Origin of the sequence: Rhizobium mulingense (genome assembly GCF_029194105.1) — a bacterium.
Classification (GTDB): Bacteria; Pseudomonadota; Alphaproteobacteria; order Rhizobiales; family Rhizobiaceae; genus Rhizobium; species Rhizobium mulingense.
This window is the reverse complement of sequence record NZ_JARFVE010000006.1, coordinates 451,412-466,863: the sequence shown is the minus strand read 5'-3', so window position 1 is coordinate 466,863 and position 15,452 is coordinate 451,412. Positions and strand designations below refer to the sequence as shown.

Sequence of the window (15,452 nt, the reverse complement as noted above, 5' to 3'; positions counted from 1 at the left end):
GCGCCCGACAGGGTGAAATCGTCGGTGTGGCAGATGCCGGTCGCCTTGACCTCAACCAGCACTTCGCCGGCCTTCGGGCCGTCGAGCTGCACGGTCATCACTTCGAGCGGTTTTCCGGCCTGAACGGCTACGGCGGCGCGAACGTCCATCTTGGATCTCCCTGCTGATTTTCTCTTTGTGAGTGCCTGTAGCGGAAGCTTGGCATGGCCGCCAAGCCCGGCTCAAGCGAATTCCATGATCACCGCGTCGACGGCCAGGCTTTCACCGGCGGCGGCATTGATCTTCGAGACGACGAGATCGCGATCGGCGCGCAGGACGTTTTCCATCTTCATCGCCTCGACGATCGCAAGTGTTTCACCGGCCTTGACCTCCTGGCCCTCGGCAACCGCGATGGACACGACGAGGCCGGGCATCGGGCAGAGCAGGAGCTTGGAGGTGTCGGGCGGCAGCTTCACTGGCATCAAACTGTCGAGTTCCGCATGGCGCGGCGAAAACACCTTGGTTGTGACGGACAGTCCCTGCCAGTCGATGCGCAGGCCGTTAAGGACGGGACGGATCTGCGCGGCAATATCCTGGCCGCCGACCTTGCCGCTCCAGACCGAATCACCTGGTCTCCAATCGGTGACAACGTTCCAGGTTTCGCCCTCGATCTGCATGTCCATGTCGAAAGGAATGGAGACCAGGCCATCGAGCAATCTTACAGCGACGTAGCTGACGCCTGATTTGACCACCCAATGCTCACGCAACGCTCCGGCTGCGGCGCGCAGGCGATCAGCGAAATGTTCGCGGCGGTTCGCTTCGATGAGCGAGGCAGACAGCGCGATTGCGGCGAGCGTGGCTTCCTCCTGCCGATCCGGCTTCATCGGCGCGAAACCGTCAGGATATTCCTCGGCAATGAAGCCGGTGGAAAGCCGGCCCTCGCGCCAGCGCGGATGTTTCATCAGCGCCGACAGGAAGGGAACATTGTGCTCGATGCCGTCGACGACGAAGCCGTCGAGCGCCCGGCCCATGGCTTCGATTGCCTCGCTGCGCGTCGGCGCCCAGGTGCAGAGCTTGGCGATCATCGGGTCGTAGTACATCGAGATCTCCGCACCCTCGAAGACGCCGGTATCGTTGCGGACGACGACGTTGCCGCTCCTACCTTCCGCCGGCGGGCGGTAGCGCGTCAGCCGGCCGATCGAAGGCAGGAAGTTGCGGTATGGATCTTCGGCATAGAGCCGGCTTTCGATCGCCCAGCCATCGAGCCTGACAGCCTCCTGGCCGAACCCAAGCGGCTCTCCCGCGGCGATCCGGATCATCTGCTCGACGAGATCGATGCCGGTGACGAGCTCGGTGACGGGATGCTCGACCTGAAGGCGGGTGTTCATTTCGAGAAAATAGAAGTTGCGGTCGCGGTCGACGATGAATTCGACGGTGCCGGCGCTTTGGTATTCGACGGCTTTGGCCAGCGCCACTGATTGTTCGCCCATGGCCTTGCGGGTCTTTTCGTCAAGGAAAGGCGAGGGGGCCTCTTCCACCACCTTCTGGTTGCGCCGCTGGATCGAGCATTCGCGTTCGCCAAGATAGACGACATTGCCATGGGCATCGGCCAGCACCTGGATCTCGATATGGCGCGGCTCGACAATGAACTTCTCGATGAAGACGCGGTCATCGCCGAAGGAGCTTTTCGCCTCCGAGCGGGCGCGCTCGAAGCCATCGCGCACCTCCGCCTTGTTCCAGGCAATGCGCATGCCCTTGCCGCCACCGCCGGCCGACGCCTTGATCATGACGGGATAGCCGATGCTGCCGGCGATGGTTTCCGCATGGGCGGCATCCTCGATGATGCCGAGATGGCCGGGCACAGTGGAGACGCCGGCGGCATTGGCGAATTTCTTCGATTCGATCTTGTCGCCCATCGCCATGATCGCCTTCGGCTTCGGGCCGATGAAGACGATGCCCTGCTTTTCCAGCTCGGCACAGAAAGAGGCGCGCTCGGAGAGAAATCCGTAACCGGGATGCACGGCCTCGGCGCCGGTCGCCTTGCAGGCGGCGATGATCTTGTCGGCGACCAGATAGCTTTCCGACGCTGCGGCGGGGCCGATATGGACGGCCTCGTCGGCCATTTCGACATGCAGCGCATCCCGATCCGCATCCGAATAGACCGCAACGGTCCAAATGCCCATGCGGCGCGCCGTCTTGATCACGCGGCAGGCGATCTCGCCGCGGTTCGCGATCAGGATTTTCTTGAACATCGAGACTCCACCCAGAAATGCATTCCGGAGTTTTACGCATAAACACCGGAACGCACAATCGGGCTTGGCGCCGGCACGCAGGAGACGTGGGATGACGCCGCGGAATGTCAGGCGACGGCGGCTTCCGCGACGGATTCCTCGTCGACGATGCGCAGCCAGCGGCTGCGCCGCGGTTCCGGTCGATCGCGCAGCGTGACGGCGGCCATGATCCCAGCCCAGTGCGGATGGTTGGCGCCTGGCAGCGTTGCCTGCTCGATCTGATGGAGGACGCCATATTCGGCCGGCGACACGGCGATGACGCCGCCTGCGGCGATGCTTCTGAAGATGCGCATCGCAAAATCGACGTCCTGGCGTGTGATGTTCTTGCGGTCGACGGCGCGCGACAGCTTGTAGCCGCCGATGCCGTCGGTGATCGCCAGGCGAAGCTGGTCGAGGGCAAGAGCTCTCAATTCACCCGGGACATCGGCCGAAATCTCCATGACGTGGAGAATGAGTTCGAGCTCCAGCGCCGAGTTGACGACGCCGTCGGTCGTGAACATGCGCATGATCCAGGCAACGTTGATTTCATCAAGCGAGCCCTGCGGATAGGTGTAATGGACGATGAAGCCGGCGATCTGCTCCACGAAGAAGGCGTTCCACTCGGCACATTTTTCGGGACAGGAATTGTTGAGCGCCAACATTGCAACGACATCCTGGGATGTCCGGATCCCCTGGGGAAAGGCATGTTTGCGCAGCAGCACGATATCTTCGGCCGTCAGCCGATGCTTGCCGGCCACGACACAGGCCGGAAAAGCGAGACGGAATTCGCTCATGTTTTAACTCCAAGCTTCATCATGAAGCCGGAGACAGTTTTATCGCCCGCGAATTGACGATCCCTCAAGAAGAGGCGTTAATCCGATATTCCCGAAATCTGGAGGATTTTAGCGATTGTGCTGCTGCCGCTCGCGCCAGATGATGAAGAGGCCCGATGCAACGATGATGAAGATGCCGATCCACTTGGAAAAACTCGGGAAATCGTTGAACAGCGCATAGCCGAGCACGGTGGCCGAGATGATTTCGAAATATTGGAACGGCGCAAGCAGCGACAGCGGCGCAAGCCGGAAAGCCCTGACTACCAGCATATGCGCATAGCCGGAGATCGAGCCGAGAGCGAGAAGCAGCGCGAGACCGAGACCGGAGGCGGGCAGGGAAATGGCAAAATCCTCTTTGCCGGCGCCGCTGCCGACGAGAAGGGCGGCGGCCATGAAGACCGTCCCGCCGATGCCGGCCATCGTCTGCATGGTGAGCGGCGAATCGGCCTCGCCGATTGCGCGGTTGAGGAAAAGATAGAGCGAGAACAGAAAGGCGCAGGCGACCGGAAGCAGCGCCTTGAGGCCGAAAATCTCGTAACTGGGCTGAATGACGATCATCGCGCCGCCGAAACCGACCGCGATCGCCATCCAGCGGCGCCAGCCGACCTTCTCTGCGAGGAACACGGCCGACATGGCGGTCAGCATGAAGGGCTCGACGAAATAGATGGCAAAGACGTCGGCAAGCGGCATGTATTTGACGGCGACGAAGAACAGCAGGCTTGCAGCACCGTGCAGCACGCCGCGCAGAATATTCATCCATGGTCGTTTGGCCGAAAACGCCTTGAACCCGAAAAGAGCGACGAGGATCGGCAGGGTGCAGGCGATCTGGAAAAAGAATCGGTAGAACGTCACCTGGCCCGGCGACATCGCCTCGAAGGTGGCCATGTATTTGGCGATGGCGTCCATGGTCGGCAGGATGAACATGGCGCCGGACATGATGGCCATGCCCTGCAGGGAGTTTTGATGGGACTCTGACATGGCGGCCGATTCTTGCGGGGACGGCGCCCATCAATCATGGGAAAGCCGGGCAAATCAAGCCGTCAAACTTCGTAAGCGATCACGACGCGTTGACCGTCTCGCCAAAAACCGTCTCGAAAGCGGCGCGCAGCCTGATATCGACATCGGCCATCATGACAGGCAGGCCGAGGTCAACAAGGCTGGTCACGCCATAGGCCGAGATCCCGCAGGGCACGATGCCGCTGAAATGATCGAGGTCCGGATCGACGTTCAGCGACAGGCCGTGGAAGGTCACCCATTTGCGCAAGCGGATGCCGAGGGCGGCGATCTTGTCTTCAGCCATGGTTCCGTCGGCCAGCAGCGGTTTTTCCGGGCGGCGCACCCAGACGCCGACGCGATCCTCGCGCCGCTCGCCGCGGACGTTCATCATCTCGAGCGTGCGGATGACGACCTCCTCGAGGGCGGCGACGAAGGCGCGCACGTCCTGGCGGCGGCGCTTCAGGTCGAGCATGACGTAGGCGACGCGCTGACCGGGTCCGTGATAGGTATATTCGCCGCCGCGTCCCGTCGCAAAGACCGGGAAACGATCCGGCTGGACGAGGTCGCCGGCATTGGCGCTGGTGCCGGCGGTATAGAGCGGCGGATGCTCGACGAGCCAGACAAGCTCGTCGCCGCCGTCTGCGATCGCCGCTACCTCGCGCTCCATCGCTTCCACCGCTTCCTCATAGGCGACGAGCCCATCAGCGATGCGCCAGCGCACCGGACGGCTATCGAGTTTGGGGAGCATAGAGAATTCGAGATCGGTGCGAAGCATGGCCATTCCTTGCCGCTTGCCCCGAAATGCCTGATAAATAGGGGCGGCAGGCAACGTATATGGACCCGTTTTCCAGCCAGTTCAAATGCTGTGAAAGGTTTTCAAAAAAACTGTCACATCGCCCTTGTGCACCCCAAATGCTTTTGCTACATGCTGCCCCGCCGACGCAAATCGGCACCTACCACGATGCGGTCGTGGCGGAATTGGTAGACGCGCAGCGTTGAGGTCGCTGTGGGGCAACCCGTGGAAGTTCGAGTCTTCTCGACCGCACCATTCCTTTTCAGGGAACGCTCGCCGGGCGAAGATGTCGGTATAAGCTTATCACCTTATATATGTGTAACGCGGCCAGTTGGCCGTGAGTGCCGCCGCGTCGGACAAGCTTCGACGACGGTGAAACACGTCGCGCTGATCTGAACCGCGACTTAGAGCGACAAGTGATTCTCCAAAGATCGCGATCTGATTTGGAGACGCTCTGCGAGATCCCCGTAAACGCCTTCATGGCCACGACCCGTTACCGGCTCGTTCCGTTCGTGTTCTGAGGCGATCGAAGCGAATTGGAAGGAAGGGGCCGGTTTTGCAGCCCCTTCTATTGGATCAATGCGTTGCGCGGCAGGCTTCGGTACGCGAGGCGCCGCTGTCGGCACCCTTGGTATGGGAGCCCTTCGGGCCGACCATGCTGTGGCACGGGGGCAGGGGCTTGATGCTCGCGGTCGCCGTCTTGTCGACCGCGGGGGCGGTCATCGCCACTGGGGCGAAGCCGTCGCTGTCATTGGTGTAATCGCTGGAATAGGCCGGAGCCTTGTGGTTGCTGTAGTGAACCGGAGCGGGCTTGGCCATCGGGCTCGGTGCAAAGCCGTCACTGTCATTGGTATAGTCGTCGGAATATGTCGGCTGAGCGAAGGCAGCGCCTGTGAGGCTGACGGCGAACAGGGATGCGGCGAGGGCAAATTTGATGCGCATGGTTTCTTCTCCTCAATCTGTTGTTGAATTCAACAACATAAACCATCCCCGGCGAGTTAAGAGTTCGCGCCCCAATTAAGGCGAAATTGTGAATGAAAAACGGTTGGTCCGCAGCCTTTTGTTCAAATGAAATCACAGTCTTGTCAATGAATTTGACGTTTTCGTTACGGCAGCCGCCTAACAAACGGGCCACGGATTGCCCCGCGCTTGCTGCAATCGGAAATTGTTAACTTTTGGTAATGTTGGACGGATCGAACGGGAGGCAGCAGCCCGCCTCCCGTCCTGATCGCCGTTCGCGTGACGCTCAGTCTTCATTGGGGATATGGGCGTCGACGCCGGTCAGCTGCAGCTTGTTGCGCACATGATGGACGCCGTCGACAGAAAGCGCACCGAGCTCGACCTTGCGGGCAATGCCGATCGTCTCCACCGAGCCTTCCAGGGTGATGACGTGACCGTCGGCATGGACCTCGATGCTGTTGATATCGACTTCGGGAATGTTTTCAAGATTGTCGTTTACCCGTGCCTCGAGCTCGTCGCTGTCGTCACGATCGATCGTGCCGGCGCGCAGCGAATCCTTCAGGCGATTCTCATTGCCGTCCTTATCCGTGCCGTCGACGCGAAAACCCTGGTTGGGATCGCTGTCGAAATTCGCTTTTGTCTCGCCGTAGGGGCGGTTAGCCGGATCGCTGACGGCGGTACCGTCGGCATAGGGCCAGCCATCGTCGAGATTGCGTTCTTCGAGGTCGCGATAATCTTCCTCACGGGAGAGCTCGGGGGCCTCGCGTGAAATCGGGGTCTTGTCGCCGATCCTTGCCATTATGGTCGCTCCTTGTTTCTCTGCGGGAGAACGCCGACAGGGGCGAATGGTTCGGTGTGCCAGGCGATTTGTCAGCCTTGCGTCTTTTCCCATTTTTTGACGAGGCGGTCGCGCTTCAGCCGGGAAAGCCGCTGCAGCCAGAAAATGCCGTCGAGCTGATCGACCTCGTGCTGGATGCAAATGGCGAGGAAATCTTCGGCGGCCTCGTCGTGCATCTTGCCGTCGGCATCCTGATAGCGGAAGCGGATCGCCCGCGGGCGCGTGACTTCGTCGGTCGCGCCGGGCATGGAGACACTGCCCTCGGCATGGATCATCGTCTCCTGCGACCGCCAGGTGATCTCAGGATTGACATAGAGGCGCACCCCGTCGGCCCTGTCGAGCTCCAGCACCGTCACACGAAGGAAAACGCCGATATGGGCGGCGGTGATGCCGACACCGGGGGCCGCGCGCATCGTCGCCAGCAGGTCGTCGGCCAGCGCAGCGAGCGAGGCATCGAAGGCCGTCACCGGCGCGCAGACGGTCTTCAGGCCCTGATGCGGATAACGCAGGATTGGACGGACGGGCATGAAGCGGTGTTCCTCAGTTTGAACGACGGGGAAACTATCGCCGGTCGCAGGCATTGTCATCAAGAAGCACGGTTTGGCGCTTTACGGCAGGGATGCTTTGAGCTAGCAGGAGCAGGAATTCCGACTGCGGGAAAGCTTTGCGCGGGATTTACTATCTGCTTGTTGACAATGTGTTTTCGGCCGACATTTGCGAACGCGGCGCGGCAGTCGTTGAAATTCGAACCAGGTGCGAGGGCGGCAGATGACGACGACCGATACGGAAGAGCGCATTCGCCGCCGCGATGACGGGGAGGCGGATATTTACGACGAGGACGGCAACGTCCGTGGCGATTTTCTAGCCCTCGTCGGCGCCGCGATCGCCGATCGCGATACGCTGTTCCTGCGCCAGAATGTTGCCCGCCTGCATGAATCCGAAATAGGCGACCTGCTGGAATCGATCCAGCCGGATCAGCGGCTGGCGCTGGTGCGCCTGCTCGGCGAAGATTTCGACATGACGGCGCTGACCGAGGTCGACGAGGCGATCCGCCGCGAGATTGTCGACCAGATGCCGAACGAGCAGATTGCCGCCGCGATCGGCGAGCTCGATTCGGACGATGCCGTCTACATTCTCGAAGATCTTGACAAGGAAGACCGGGAAGAGATCCTTGCGCAGCTGCCGTTTACCGAACGGGTGCGGTTGCGCCGGGCGCTCGACTATCCCGAAAGCTCGGCCGGCCGCCGCATGCAGACGGAATTCGTCGCCGTGCCGCCGTTCTGGACGGTCGGCCAGACGATCGACTACATGCGCGACGAGGAGGATCTGCCCTATTCCTTTTCGCAGATCTTCGTCATCGATCCGACCTTCAAGCTGCTCGGCGCCGTCGATCTCGATCAGATCCTGCGCACCAAGCGGCAGACGAAGATCGAGCAGATCATGCGTGAAACCAACCATCCGGTTCCTGCCGAAATGGACCAGGAAGAGGCCGCCCAGCTCTTCGAACAATACGACCTTCTCTCGGCCGCTGTCGTCGACGAAAACGGCCGGCTGGTCGGCGTGCTGACCATCGACGACGTCGTCGACGTCATCCATGAGGAAGCGGATGAGGACATCAAGCGCCTCGGCGGCGTCGGCGACGAAGAATTGTCCGACAATGTGCTGTCGACGGCGCGCTCACGTTTCCTCTGGCTATTGATCAACCTTGCCACGGCGATGCTGTCGGCCAGTGTCATCGGCCTTTTCGACGCCTCGATCGAGAAGATGATCGCTCTTGCCGTGTTGATGCCGATCGTCGCCTCGATGGGCGGCAATGCCGGCACGCAGACGATGACGGTGACGGTGCGCGCGCTCGCCACCCGCGATCTCGATATCTACAATGCCGGCCGCATCATCCGCAGAGAGGCGGGCGTCGGCATCCTCAACGGCATCATCTTCGCGACGATCATGGGCGCGATCGCCGGCACATGGTTCCATGACTACCAGCTCGGCGGCGTGATCGCGGCGGCGATGATCATCAATCTGATGGCGGCAGCCCTTGCCGGCATCCTGTTGCCGCTGCTGCTCGACAAGATGGGGGCCGACCCGGCTATCGCCTCCTCGGTCTTCGTCACGACTGTAACGGATTGTACCGGCTTCTTTGCCTTTCTCGGCATCGCCACGTGGTGGTTCGGCATCTGACGGCCTGCCAAAATTGACTATTACGTAAAAGTCAATATTATTACCGGTTCGACGACGGGGAACACATGCCGGTGAACAAATATTATAGCATAACGGAGCTGACGCGCGAATTCGGTGTCTCGACGCGCACGCTCCGATTCTACGAGGACGAGGGACTGATCCATCCGGAGCGGCGAGGGCGCACCCGCCTGTTCCGGCCGGCGGACCGCCGGCTGATTGGCGAAATCCTGCGCGGGCGGCGGATCGGTTTCACCATCGCGGAAATTCGCGAGATCATCCAGGTCTATAAGGAGCCGCCGGGCGAACTCGGCCAGCTGAAGCTTCTGATGAAGCGCGTCGACGAGAAACGTGAGGACCTGCGCCAGAAGCGCAAGGATATAGACGACACGCTGACGGAACTCGACAATATCGAGGAGGCCTGCCTCGGCCGCCTCGCCGAAATCGGTGTCACCACCTGACAACAGGGGCAGAGTCTGCGTCGGTCCCTATTCCGCCTCGGCGCTGCATTCGGTGACGAGCGTCTGCACCCGTTCATCCTTCTGGACATCGATCTCGTTCGCCTGCAGCGGGATCAACAGGTTTTGGCCCTGCAATTTAGCGAGCGTACACTTGCAGAAACTGCGGCAGAGTGCTTCTCCTTGCTGCATTACGCAGGTGGAGTTGCATTGCCTTAGGTAAGTTTCCGCCGGATCCGGCTTTGGCGGGGGGACGAGAAGGGAAAGCCCGTAGGCGATGGCGATCAGCACAGGCTGGTGAATGAGATAGAAGGCAAGGCTGTGGCGGCCAAGCCGAGCCGGCCACCAGGAGCCGGTCCCAAGGGCGGCGAGCCGGTGCGGCAGACCGGTTCTGATGGCGATCGCGGCGATGCTCAGTCCGGCAAAGAACGGCGTTGCCCAGGGAAACAGCGGTACGTAGTCGTTCGACCGTTGCGGCATTTCGGCAAGGCCAATCCAGGCGAGACATCTCGGATCGAAAAAGGACGAGCGCAGCAGGCCTGGCGTGCCGAAATTATCGGTGATCCAGGCGGCCAGGAGTGCCAACGTGGCGACGAGCGTGACGGAGAGCGGCAGCCGGATGAAAACGATGCCGATGAGCGTGAGCACCGCGATGCAATGCAGAATGCCGAAATAGATCCACCCGTCCGGCATCGCGATGCGGGTGACGATCGAAATGGCCGCGGCTGCCGCGGCGATCATGCCGAAACGCTTCCAGAAGGACGGCCAGCGAATCGTCGGCGTGCTGGAAAGCACCAGACTGACGCCGACAATGAAGAGGAAGGTCGTGGCGATCGCGCGGGCATAGATCTTCAGCCAGCCGGTCTCGGCCGTGCCCGGCGCGAGATATCCCATGAACTCCATGTCCCAGGAGAAATGGTAGCTCGCCATGGCGATCAGAGCGATGCCGCGCGCCGTATCCAGTAGACCGATGCGTGGCGGTCTTGCCGCCGCATCGGCCTGCATTGCCGGCATGGTCATCAAAGTCTCCCGGTCAGATCATTTCCGTCGTTCGACGGCGTGTCGCGGCGAAGAGCGGAAAGGTGAAGATTGGATGGCGGGCCGGCATCCATGATCGCCAGCCGCGCCTCCGAGAAGAACTGCCGCCGTGTCAGCACGAAGATGACGATCGCCGTCGTCAGCATGAAGACATAAGGGTTGATGAACCAGCCGAGATAGCCGATCGACAGGAAGATCGCCCTGAGGCCTTCGTTGAAATGGCTGCCCGCGATGACATTCATGCGGATGACCCGTTCGGCGGCGCGCTCGGCCGCGACGACGTCGCTCTCTGTGTCGCGCATCATCGGGATCGAGCCGAAGAGAATGGTGCAGTAGTTGAACAGCCGATAGGCCCAGCCGAACTTGAAAAAGGCATAACCGAACAGCGCCGCCAGTCCGCCGACCTTCATCTCGAAGGCGGCATGGCCGCCATGGAAGACGAAGGGCAGGTCGGCAAAGACGGCGTCGACTTTCTCGGTGGCGCCCAGCAACGCGAAGCAGCTGCCGATCGCGAAAATCGAGGTGGAGGCGAAAAAGGCCGTGCCGTTCTGGAGGCCGGCCATGATCTGCGTGTCGATCATCTTCAGATCGCGGCGCAGCGAATTGTAGATCCAATCTCGGCGCCGCTCGGTCATCGCATGCGTCAGACTGGTGCGGCCGAAAAAGGTGCGGCCCTTCAGGAGCCAGGAATAGCCCATCCAGACACAGGCAAAGAAGGCCAGAGCAATGTAGTCCGCCGTCGTCATCGGTGATTCAGTCTCCGCATGAAGTGCGGCCACCTTACATATGCATCGAAATGCTGCAATGACCGGCAAGCCAGGCCGCCGGATTTTGGCGCGTGGCGCGTCCGAAAGGACGCTGTAACACCTTGGATCCATAGATCATAGCTTCCGACAACGGTTCCGCTTTTCCAACCGATGGCCGGGCGGACCTAAAAATCTGAATCCTGTTCTACATTAAACAGTTAGAGCATGATGCCGTTCGCTCCCGCTTTTCGGCATCATGCTCTGGGTGTATGGTCCCCGGAATGTCGCATCGGCTCCAGGCGATGTCGGTGGCTCGCACGGGTTCGAAACCGACCTTGCTTAAGCTGGCAACCTCATGTTCAAAAGGCGCATCCATGTTTCTTTCGGTATTCGACGTGTTCAAGATCGGTGTCGGGCCGTCGAGCTCGCACACGATGGGTCCGATGTCGGCTGCCAACCGGTTTCTCGATCTGATCCTGTCGAATGAATGGCCACGCCCGTCATCGGGCGCGCAGGTCGCCGCGATCAAGGTCAGCCTGCATGGTTCGCTCGCCCATACCGGCATCGGCCATGGAACGGGCAGGGCCGTCATCCTCGGGCTGATGGGCGAAGCGCCCGACAGCGTCGATCCCGACGAGATGGACGGTATCATCGATACGGTCGAGCGCACCGGCCGCATCACGCCGGCGGGACATCCGGCCTACCAATTCCAGCCGAAGACCGACTTGGTTTTCGACAAGAAGCAGCCGCTGCCCGGCCATGCCAACGGCATGATCTTTTCCGCTTACGACCGTGACGGCCGGCTGCTCTTGAAACGCATCTATTATTCGGTCGGCGGCGGCTTCGTCGTCACGGACACCGAACTGGAACAGATGCGGGCGAAGAAGAACGCCGTGGGCGCGCGCGTACCCTATCCTTTCGCGACCGCCAGGCAGATGCTCGACATGGCCGAGCGCTCGGGGCTTTCGATTGCGCAGATGAAGCGGGCGAACGAGGAGAGCCAGCGCAGCCGAGAGGAACTCGATCAGGGGCTCGACAGAATCTGGGAGGCAATGCGCTCCTGCATCGAGCGCGGCCTTAAAGTCGAAGGCGTCATGCCGGGCGGCCTCAACGTCAAGCGCCGCGCCCGCAGGATTCACGACAAACTTCAGGAGGAGTGGCGCAGCAATCGCGTCAATCCGCTGCTCGCCAACGATTGGCTCAGCGTCTATGCGATGGCCGTCAATGAGGAAAATGCAGCCGGCGGCCGGGTCGTCACCGCACCAACCAACGGGGCGGCCGGCGTCATTCCGGCGACGATCCGTTATTACGAGCATTTTCACGAGGACTGGGACCAGAACGGTATTCGCGATTATCTGCTGACGGCTGCCGCCATCGGCGGCATCATCAAGCACAATGCCTCGATCTCCGGCGCCGAGGTCGGCTGTCAGGGCGAGGTCGGCTCGGCCGCGGCAATGGCTGCCGCAGGCCTTGCGGCTGTGATGGGCGGCACGCCGGAGCAGATCGAGAACGCCGCCGAGATCGCGCTCGAACATCATCTCGGCATGACCTGCGATCCTGTTGCCGGCCTCGTCCAGGTTCCCTGCATCGAGCGCAACGCGCTCGGAGCGGTCAAGGCCGTCACGGCGGCATCACTCGCCGTCAAGGGTGACGGCCAGCACTTCGTGCCGCTGGACGCCTGCATCGAGACAATGCGCCAGACCGGCCACGATATGAGCGAGAAATACAAAGAAACCTCGACCGGCGGCCTGGCCGTCAATGTCGTCGAATGCTGAGTTCGCGAGCGCGTTAGAACGGTTCGACATCTCAGCAGGCCCAAAACTGCTGCACAGTTTCGCCCGGCATGCCGTAGACGCTTGACGCTCGCCGCCAAAAGGATTTCAACGGCGGCATGGCATTGCATCTTATCAAACTCTGTGTCGGCGCCGACTCGATCGACGATCTGCGCGAATGGGTGGCGGAGCGTTCGCTGCGCGCCATTGCCGCCGGGCTCGAGCCGCATTCCGTGCATACGACCCGCATGGTGCCCAAACGCATGCAGGAACTGCTCGACGGCGGCTCGCTCTACTGGGTGATCAAGGGGCAGGTGCAGGCGAGACAGCGGCTGCTCGATATCAAGACCTTCACCGACGACGAAGGGATTTCACGCTGCCGCCTGATGCTCGGTCCAGAAGTCATCGAAACCGCGGTGCAGCCGAAGCGGCCGTTCCAGGGCTGGCGCTACTATACGCAGGATGACGTTCCGGCCGATCTGACGAGCCTCGGCGCCGGCATCGCCGAAATGCCGGCGGATCTGCGGCGCGAACTGACTGAGCTCGGCCTGCTCTAACCTTTATCGTCCGAAATAACGGTTCAGGACGATGGCGTTCGGATTTCAGCGCAGCCGCAACTGCACTGGCGCACTGCCATCCGGCGAGGTTACATGCAGGTGAATGCGGGCCTCCGGCTGGGAATAGCGCCAGGCGCGCGCGCCGTGGCAAAGCAGCAGGTTGATGAGATCGCGGGTCTTGGCAGATTTCGCTCTCGGCCGCTGCAGGCCCATCTCGGCGAGCCGCAGCGCTGCTTCGTGAAGCGGGTGCAGAGCTGAGCGCCCCTTCGCTCCGATGCGGCGGTCGCCTGGAATTCCCGGAACATTTTCGTTGATCGCCATTGTTTTCCCCGTACGCACTACTGATCGAGTTCAAGAATGGTGACCGGAAACGCAAACACCGATTCCGGCCGTTACCAATGCCGCCGGCCATGTTGCAGGCAGCATCGAATAGCTCATTGTGCAGCCGCCCAGCACTTGATGCCGGCCTTCTTCAAGGCCTTGCAGGCGTTGACCGCATCGCGCTGATCGTCGAAGCCGCCGAAGCGGGCGCGGTAGACCTGGTCGTTGCCCGTACCGTAAGCGACGGCGAAGGGTTTTGCCGAGGCCAGCGCCTTGCCGACCTTGCTCTTGGCACCCTCCAGGAGGTCCATGGCCATCTGCCGGCTGGGCGAGACGCCGACCTGTACGACCCAGCCCGCCGGCGCGGCGCTTGCCGGGGCGGCGCTGGTCGAAGCAGTCGTGACGTGATCGACGGCGGCGCTCTCCGGTTCGGCAGGTGCTACGGCCGGAGCCTGCTGCTTGAAGCTCGTGGTCTTGACCTTGGTCGGTTCCGGCATGGCCTGGGCGACCAGCGGGTTGTCGGACTTCGTCGCGGATGTTTCGGTGTAGGCGACTTCGGTCGCGGCCACCTGATAGCGAGCGTCCGGCAGCGGTCCCTTGTGCGGCAGGCTGAGATCGGCGGCAGCCGCGGAAATCGGCGGCTGCGCTGCGGTGATCGTCTTTGCGACCTGCTGGGGAGCAGCCTGCTGTGGAACGACCGTCTGCCGGGCGACCTGCTGGGCCTTCTGCGGCTGGACGGGGGCAGGCGTTTCGATCATCGCCGGGGCAGGGGTTGTCTGCGCCATCAGCTGCGAAGATCCGCCGCGGCTCGATGCTTTCGGCAGGTAAGCGGCGATCAGATTGCGCATCTGAGCGTCGCGAGCCGGCCCCGAAGCGCCGCCGAGCACAACGCTGACGATCGACTTGCCGTCTACCTGCACCGAGCTCACCAGATTGAAGCCGGCGGCGCGCGTATATCCGGTCTTGATTCCGTCGACGCCGCGCACCGAACCGACCAGGCGGTTATGGCTGCGGATCGTGCGGCTGCCGAACTTGAAGGCGCGGGTGGAGAAATAGCCGTAATATTGCGGGAAGTGCTGGCGAAGGGCGATGCCGAGGCGGGCCTGGTCACGCGCTGTCGTCATCTGTGCCGTATTCGGCAGGCCGTTGGCGTTGCGATAAGTGGTGCGCGTCATGCCGAGCGCGTGCGCCTTGGCGGTCATCATCTGGGCGAAACGGTCTTCGCTGCCGCCCAGCATCTCGCCGAGTGCGGTCGCGGCATCATTGGCCGACAGGGTGACGAGACCGAGGATGCCCTGCTCGACGGTGATGGTGCCGCCGGCGCGCACGCCGAGTTTGGTCGGCGCCTGAGCGGCCGCGTGAGCGGAGAAGGGTACCGGCGTATCGAGGCGGATGCGGCCATTTTCCAAGGCCTCGAAGGTCATGTAGAGGGTCATCATCTTGGTCAGCGAGGCTGGATATTGCAGCCGGTCGGCGTTCTCGCTGTAGAGAACATTGCCGGTCTTGGCGTCGACAACGATGCCGGCGTATTTGGAGTTGGCCGCTTCCGCTTCGGCATTGACCGAATCGACCAGGACGACCGTGACGGCCACCGAAAGGATCGCCAGGAGCTTCGCGAAAAAGCTGCCGGACCGGAATGATGATACGGAGGAGACTGACCTTGACACTATTCCACTCTTCGCTTGCATTTCAGATATTGGGCAGGAACCGCAC

At 61.6% G+C, this 15,452-nt stretch carries 14 protein-coding genes, 1 tRNA gene and 2 pseudogenes; 5 read left to right on the top strand and 12 right to left on the bottom strand.

Features of this window, described 5'->3' with window-relative positions; translation table 11 throughout:
- The 5 genes and pseudogenes from PYR71_RS17320 to lipB all read right to left on the bottom strand — a co-directional run.
- A pseudogene (locus PYR71_RS17320) lies at positions 1-149 on the bottom strand (S-(hydroxymethyl)glutathione dehydrogenase); the annotation flags it as partial.
- 72 nt (positions 150-221) lie between these two features.
- The gene (locus PYR71_RS17315) at positions 222-2,231 is read right to left on the bottom strand and encodes an acetyl-CoA carboxylase biotin carboxylase subunit (RefSeq protein ID WP_275620209.1); all 2,010 of its coding nucleotides are present in this window, start codon (positions 2,229-2,231) and stop codon (positions 222-224) included.
- A gap of 107 nt (positions 2,232-2,338) precedes the next feature.
- Positions 2,339-3,043, bottom strand: a complete 705-nt coding sequence (locus tag PYR71_RS17310) for a hypothetical protein (RefSeq protein ID WP_275620208.1) — start codon at positions 3,041-3,043, stop codon at positions 2,339-2,341.
- A 64-nt stretch (positions 3,044-3,107) separates the two neighbouring features.
- A pseudogene (locus PYR71_RS17305) lies at positions 3,108-4,060 on the bottom strand (DMT family transporter).
- 79 nt (positions 4,061-4,139) lie between these two features.
- Complete coding sequence (lipB, locus tag PYR71_RS17300) at positions 4,140-4,859, bottom strand: lipoyl(octanoyl) transferase LipB (RefSeq protein ID WP_275620207.1); 720 nt, start codon at positions 4,857-4,859, stop codon at positions 4,140-4,142.
- Positions 4,860-5,041: 182 nt separating this feature from the next.
- Between lipB and PYR71_RS17295 the strand changes: the two genes are divergently transcribed.
- Positions 5,042-5,126: transfer RNA gene (locus PYR71_RS17295), tRNA-Leu, on the top strand.
- Positions 5,127-5,447: 321 nt separating this feature from the next.
- Here the strand turns inward: PYR71_RS17295 and PYR71_RS17290 are convergent.
- The 3 genes from PYR71_RS17290 to PYR71_RS17280 form a co-directional block, all read right to left on the bottom strand.
- Entirely contained in the window at positions 5,448-5,813 is a 366-nt protein-coding gene (locus PYR71_RS17290) for a hypothetical protein (protein ID WP_183913669.1), read from the bottom strand.
- A gap of 304 nt (positions 5,814-6,117) precedes the next feature.
- Positions 6,118-6,630, bottom strand: coding sequence for a BON domain-containing protein (locus PYR71_RS17285; protein WP_275620206.1), 513 nt, complete (start codon positions 6,628-6,630; stop codon positions 6,118-6,120).
- Between the two features lie 71 nt (positions 6,631-6,701).
- Positions 6,702-7,196, bottom strand: coding sequence for a peptide deformylase (locus tag PYR71_RS17280; protein WP_275620205.1), 495 nt, complete (start codon positions 7,194-7,196; stop codon positions 6,702-6,704).
- Positions 7,197-7,437: 241 nt separating this feature from the next.
- Between PYR71_RS17280 and mgtE the strand changes: the two genes are divergently transcribed.
- Together mgtE and PYR71_RS17270 are read left to right on the top strand one after the other, a co-directional pair.
- Complete coding sequence (gene mgtE / locus PYR71_RS17275) at positions 7,438-8,850, top strand: magnesium transporter (protein WP_183913675.1); 1,413 nt, start codon at positions 7,438-7,440, stop codon at positions 8,848-8,850.
- A gap of 65 nt (positions 8,851-8,915) precedes the next feature.
- Positions 8,916-9,308 carry a MerR family transcriptional regulator gene (locus PYR71_RS17270; protein WP_011425479.1) on the top strand — a complete coding sequence of 131 codons (393 nt, stop codon included), beginning with the start codon at positions 8,916-8,918 and terminating at the stop codon, positions 9,306-9,308.
- 27 nt (positions 9,309-9,335) lie between these two features.
- On the opposite strand, the gene PYR71_RS17265 is transcribed toward PYR71_RS17270, so the two are convergent.
- Both PYR71_RS17265 and PYR71_RS17260 read right to left on the bottom strand, forming a co-directional pair.
- Positions 9,336-10,325, bottom strand: coding sequence for a heparan-alpha-glucosaminide N-acetyltransferase (locus tag PYR71_RS17265; protein ID WP_275620204.1), 990 nt, complete (start codon positions 10,323-10,325; stop codon positions 9,336-9,338).
- Positions 10,325-11,089, bottom strand: coding sequence for a DUF599 domain-containing protein (locus PYR71_RS17260; RefSeq protein ID WP_275620203.1), 765 nt, complete (start codon positions 11,087-11,089; stop codon positions 10,325-10,327). The genes PYR71_RS17265 and PYR71_RS17260 overlap by 1 nt, the downstream gene beginning before the upstream one ends.
- Positions 11,090-11,463: 374 nt before the next feature.
- On the opposite strand from PYR71_RS17260, the gene PYR71_RS17255 reads away from it, so the two are divergent.
- Both PYR71_RS17255 and PYR71_RS17250 read left to right on the top strand, forming a co-directional pair.
- Positions 11,464-12,864, top strand: coding sequence for an L-serine ammonia-lyase (locus PYR71_RS17255; protein ID WP_275620202.1), 1,401 nt, complete (start codon positions 11,464-11,466; stop codon positions 12,862-12,864).
- 116 nt (positions 12,865-12,980) lie between these two features.
- A complete protein-coding gene (locus PYR71_RS17250) occupies positions 12,981-13,418 on the top strand; it encodes a DUF1489 family protein (protein WP_275620201.1) in 438 nt (145 codons plus the stop codon).
- A gap of 45 nt (positions 13,419-13,463) precedes the next feature.
- Here the strand turns inward: PYR71_RS17250 and PYR71_RS17245 are convergent, their stop codons facing one another.
- Entirely contained in the window at positions 13,464-13,739 is a 276-nt protein-coding gene (locus PYR71_RS17245) for a hypothetical protein (RefSeq protein WP_275620200.1), read from the bottom strand.
- A gap of 113 nt (positions 13,740-13,852) precedes the next feature.
- Entirely contained in the window at positions 13,853-15,427 is a 1,575-nt protein-coding gene (locus PYR71_RS17240; protein ID WP_275620199.1) for a D-alanyl-D-alanine carboxypeptidase, read from the bottom strand.
- Positions 15,428-15,452: the final 25 nt, after the last annotated feature.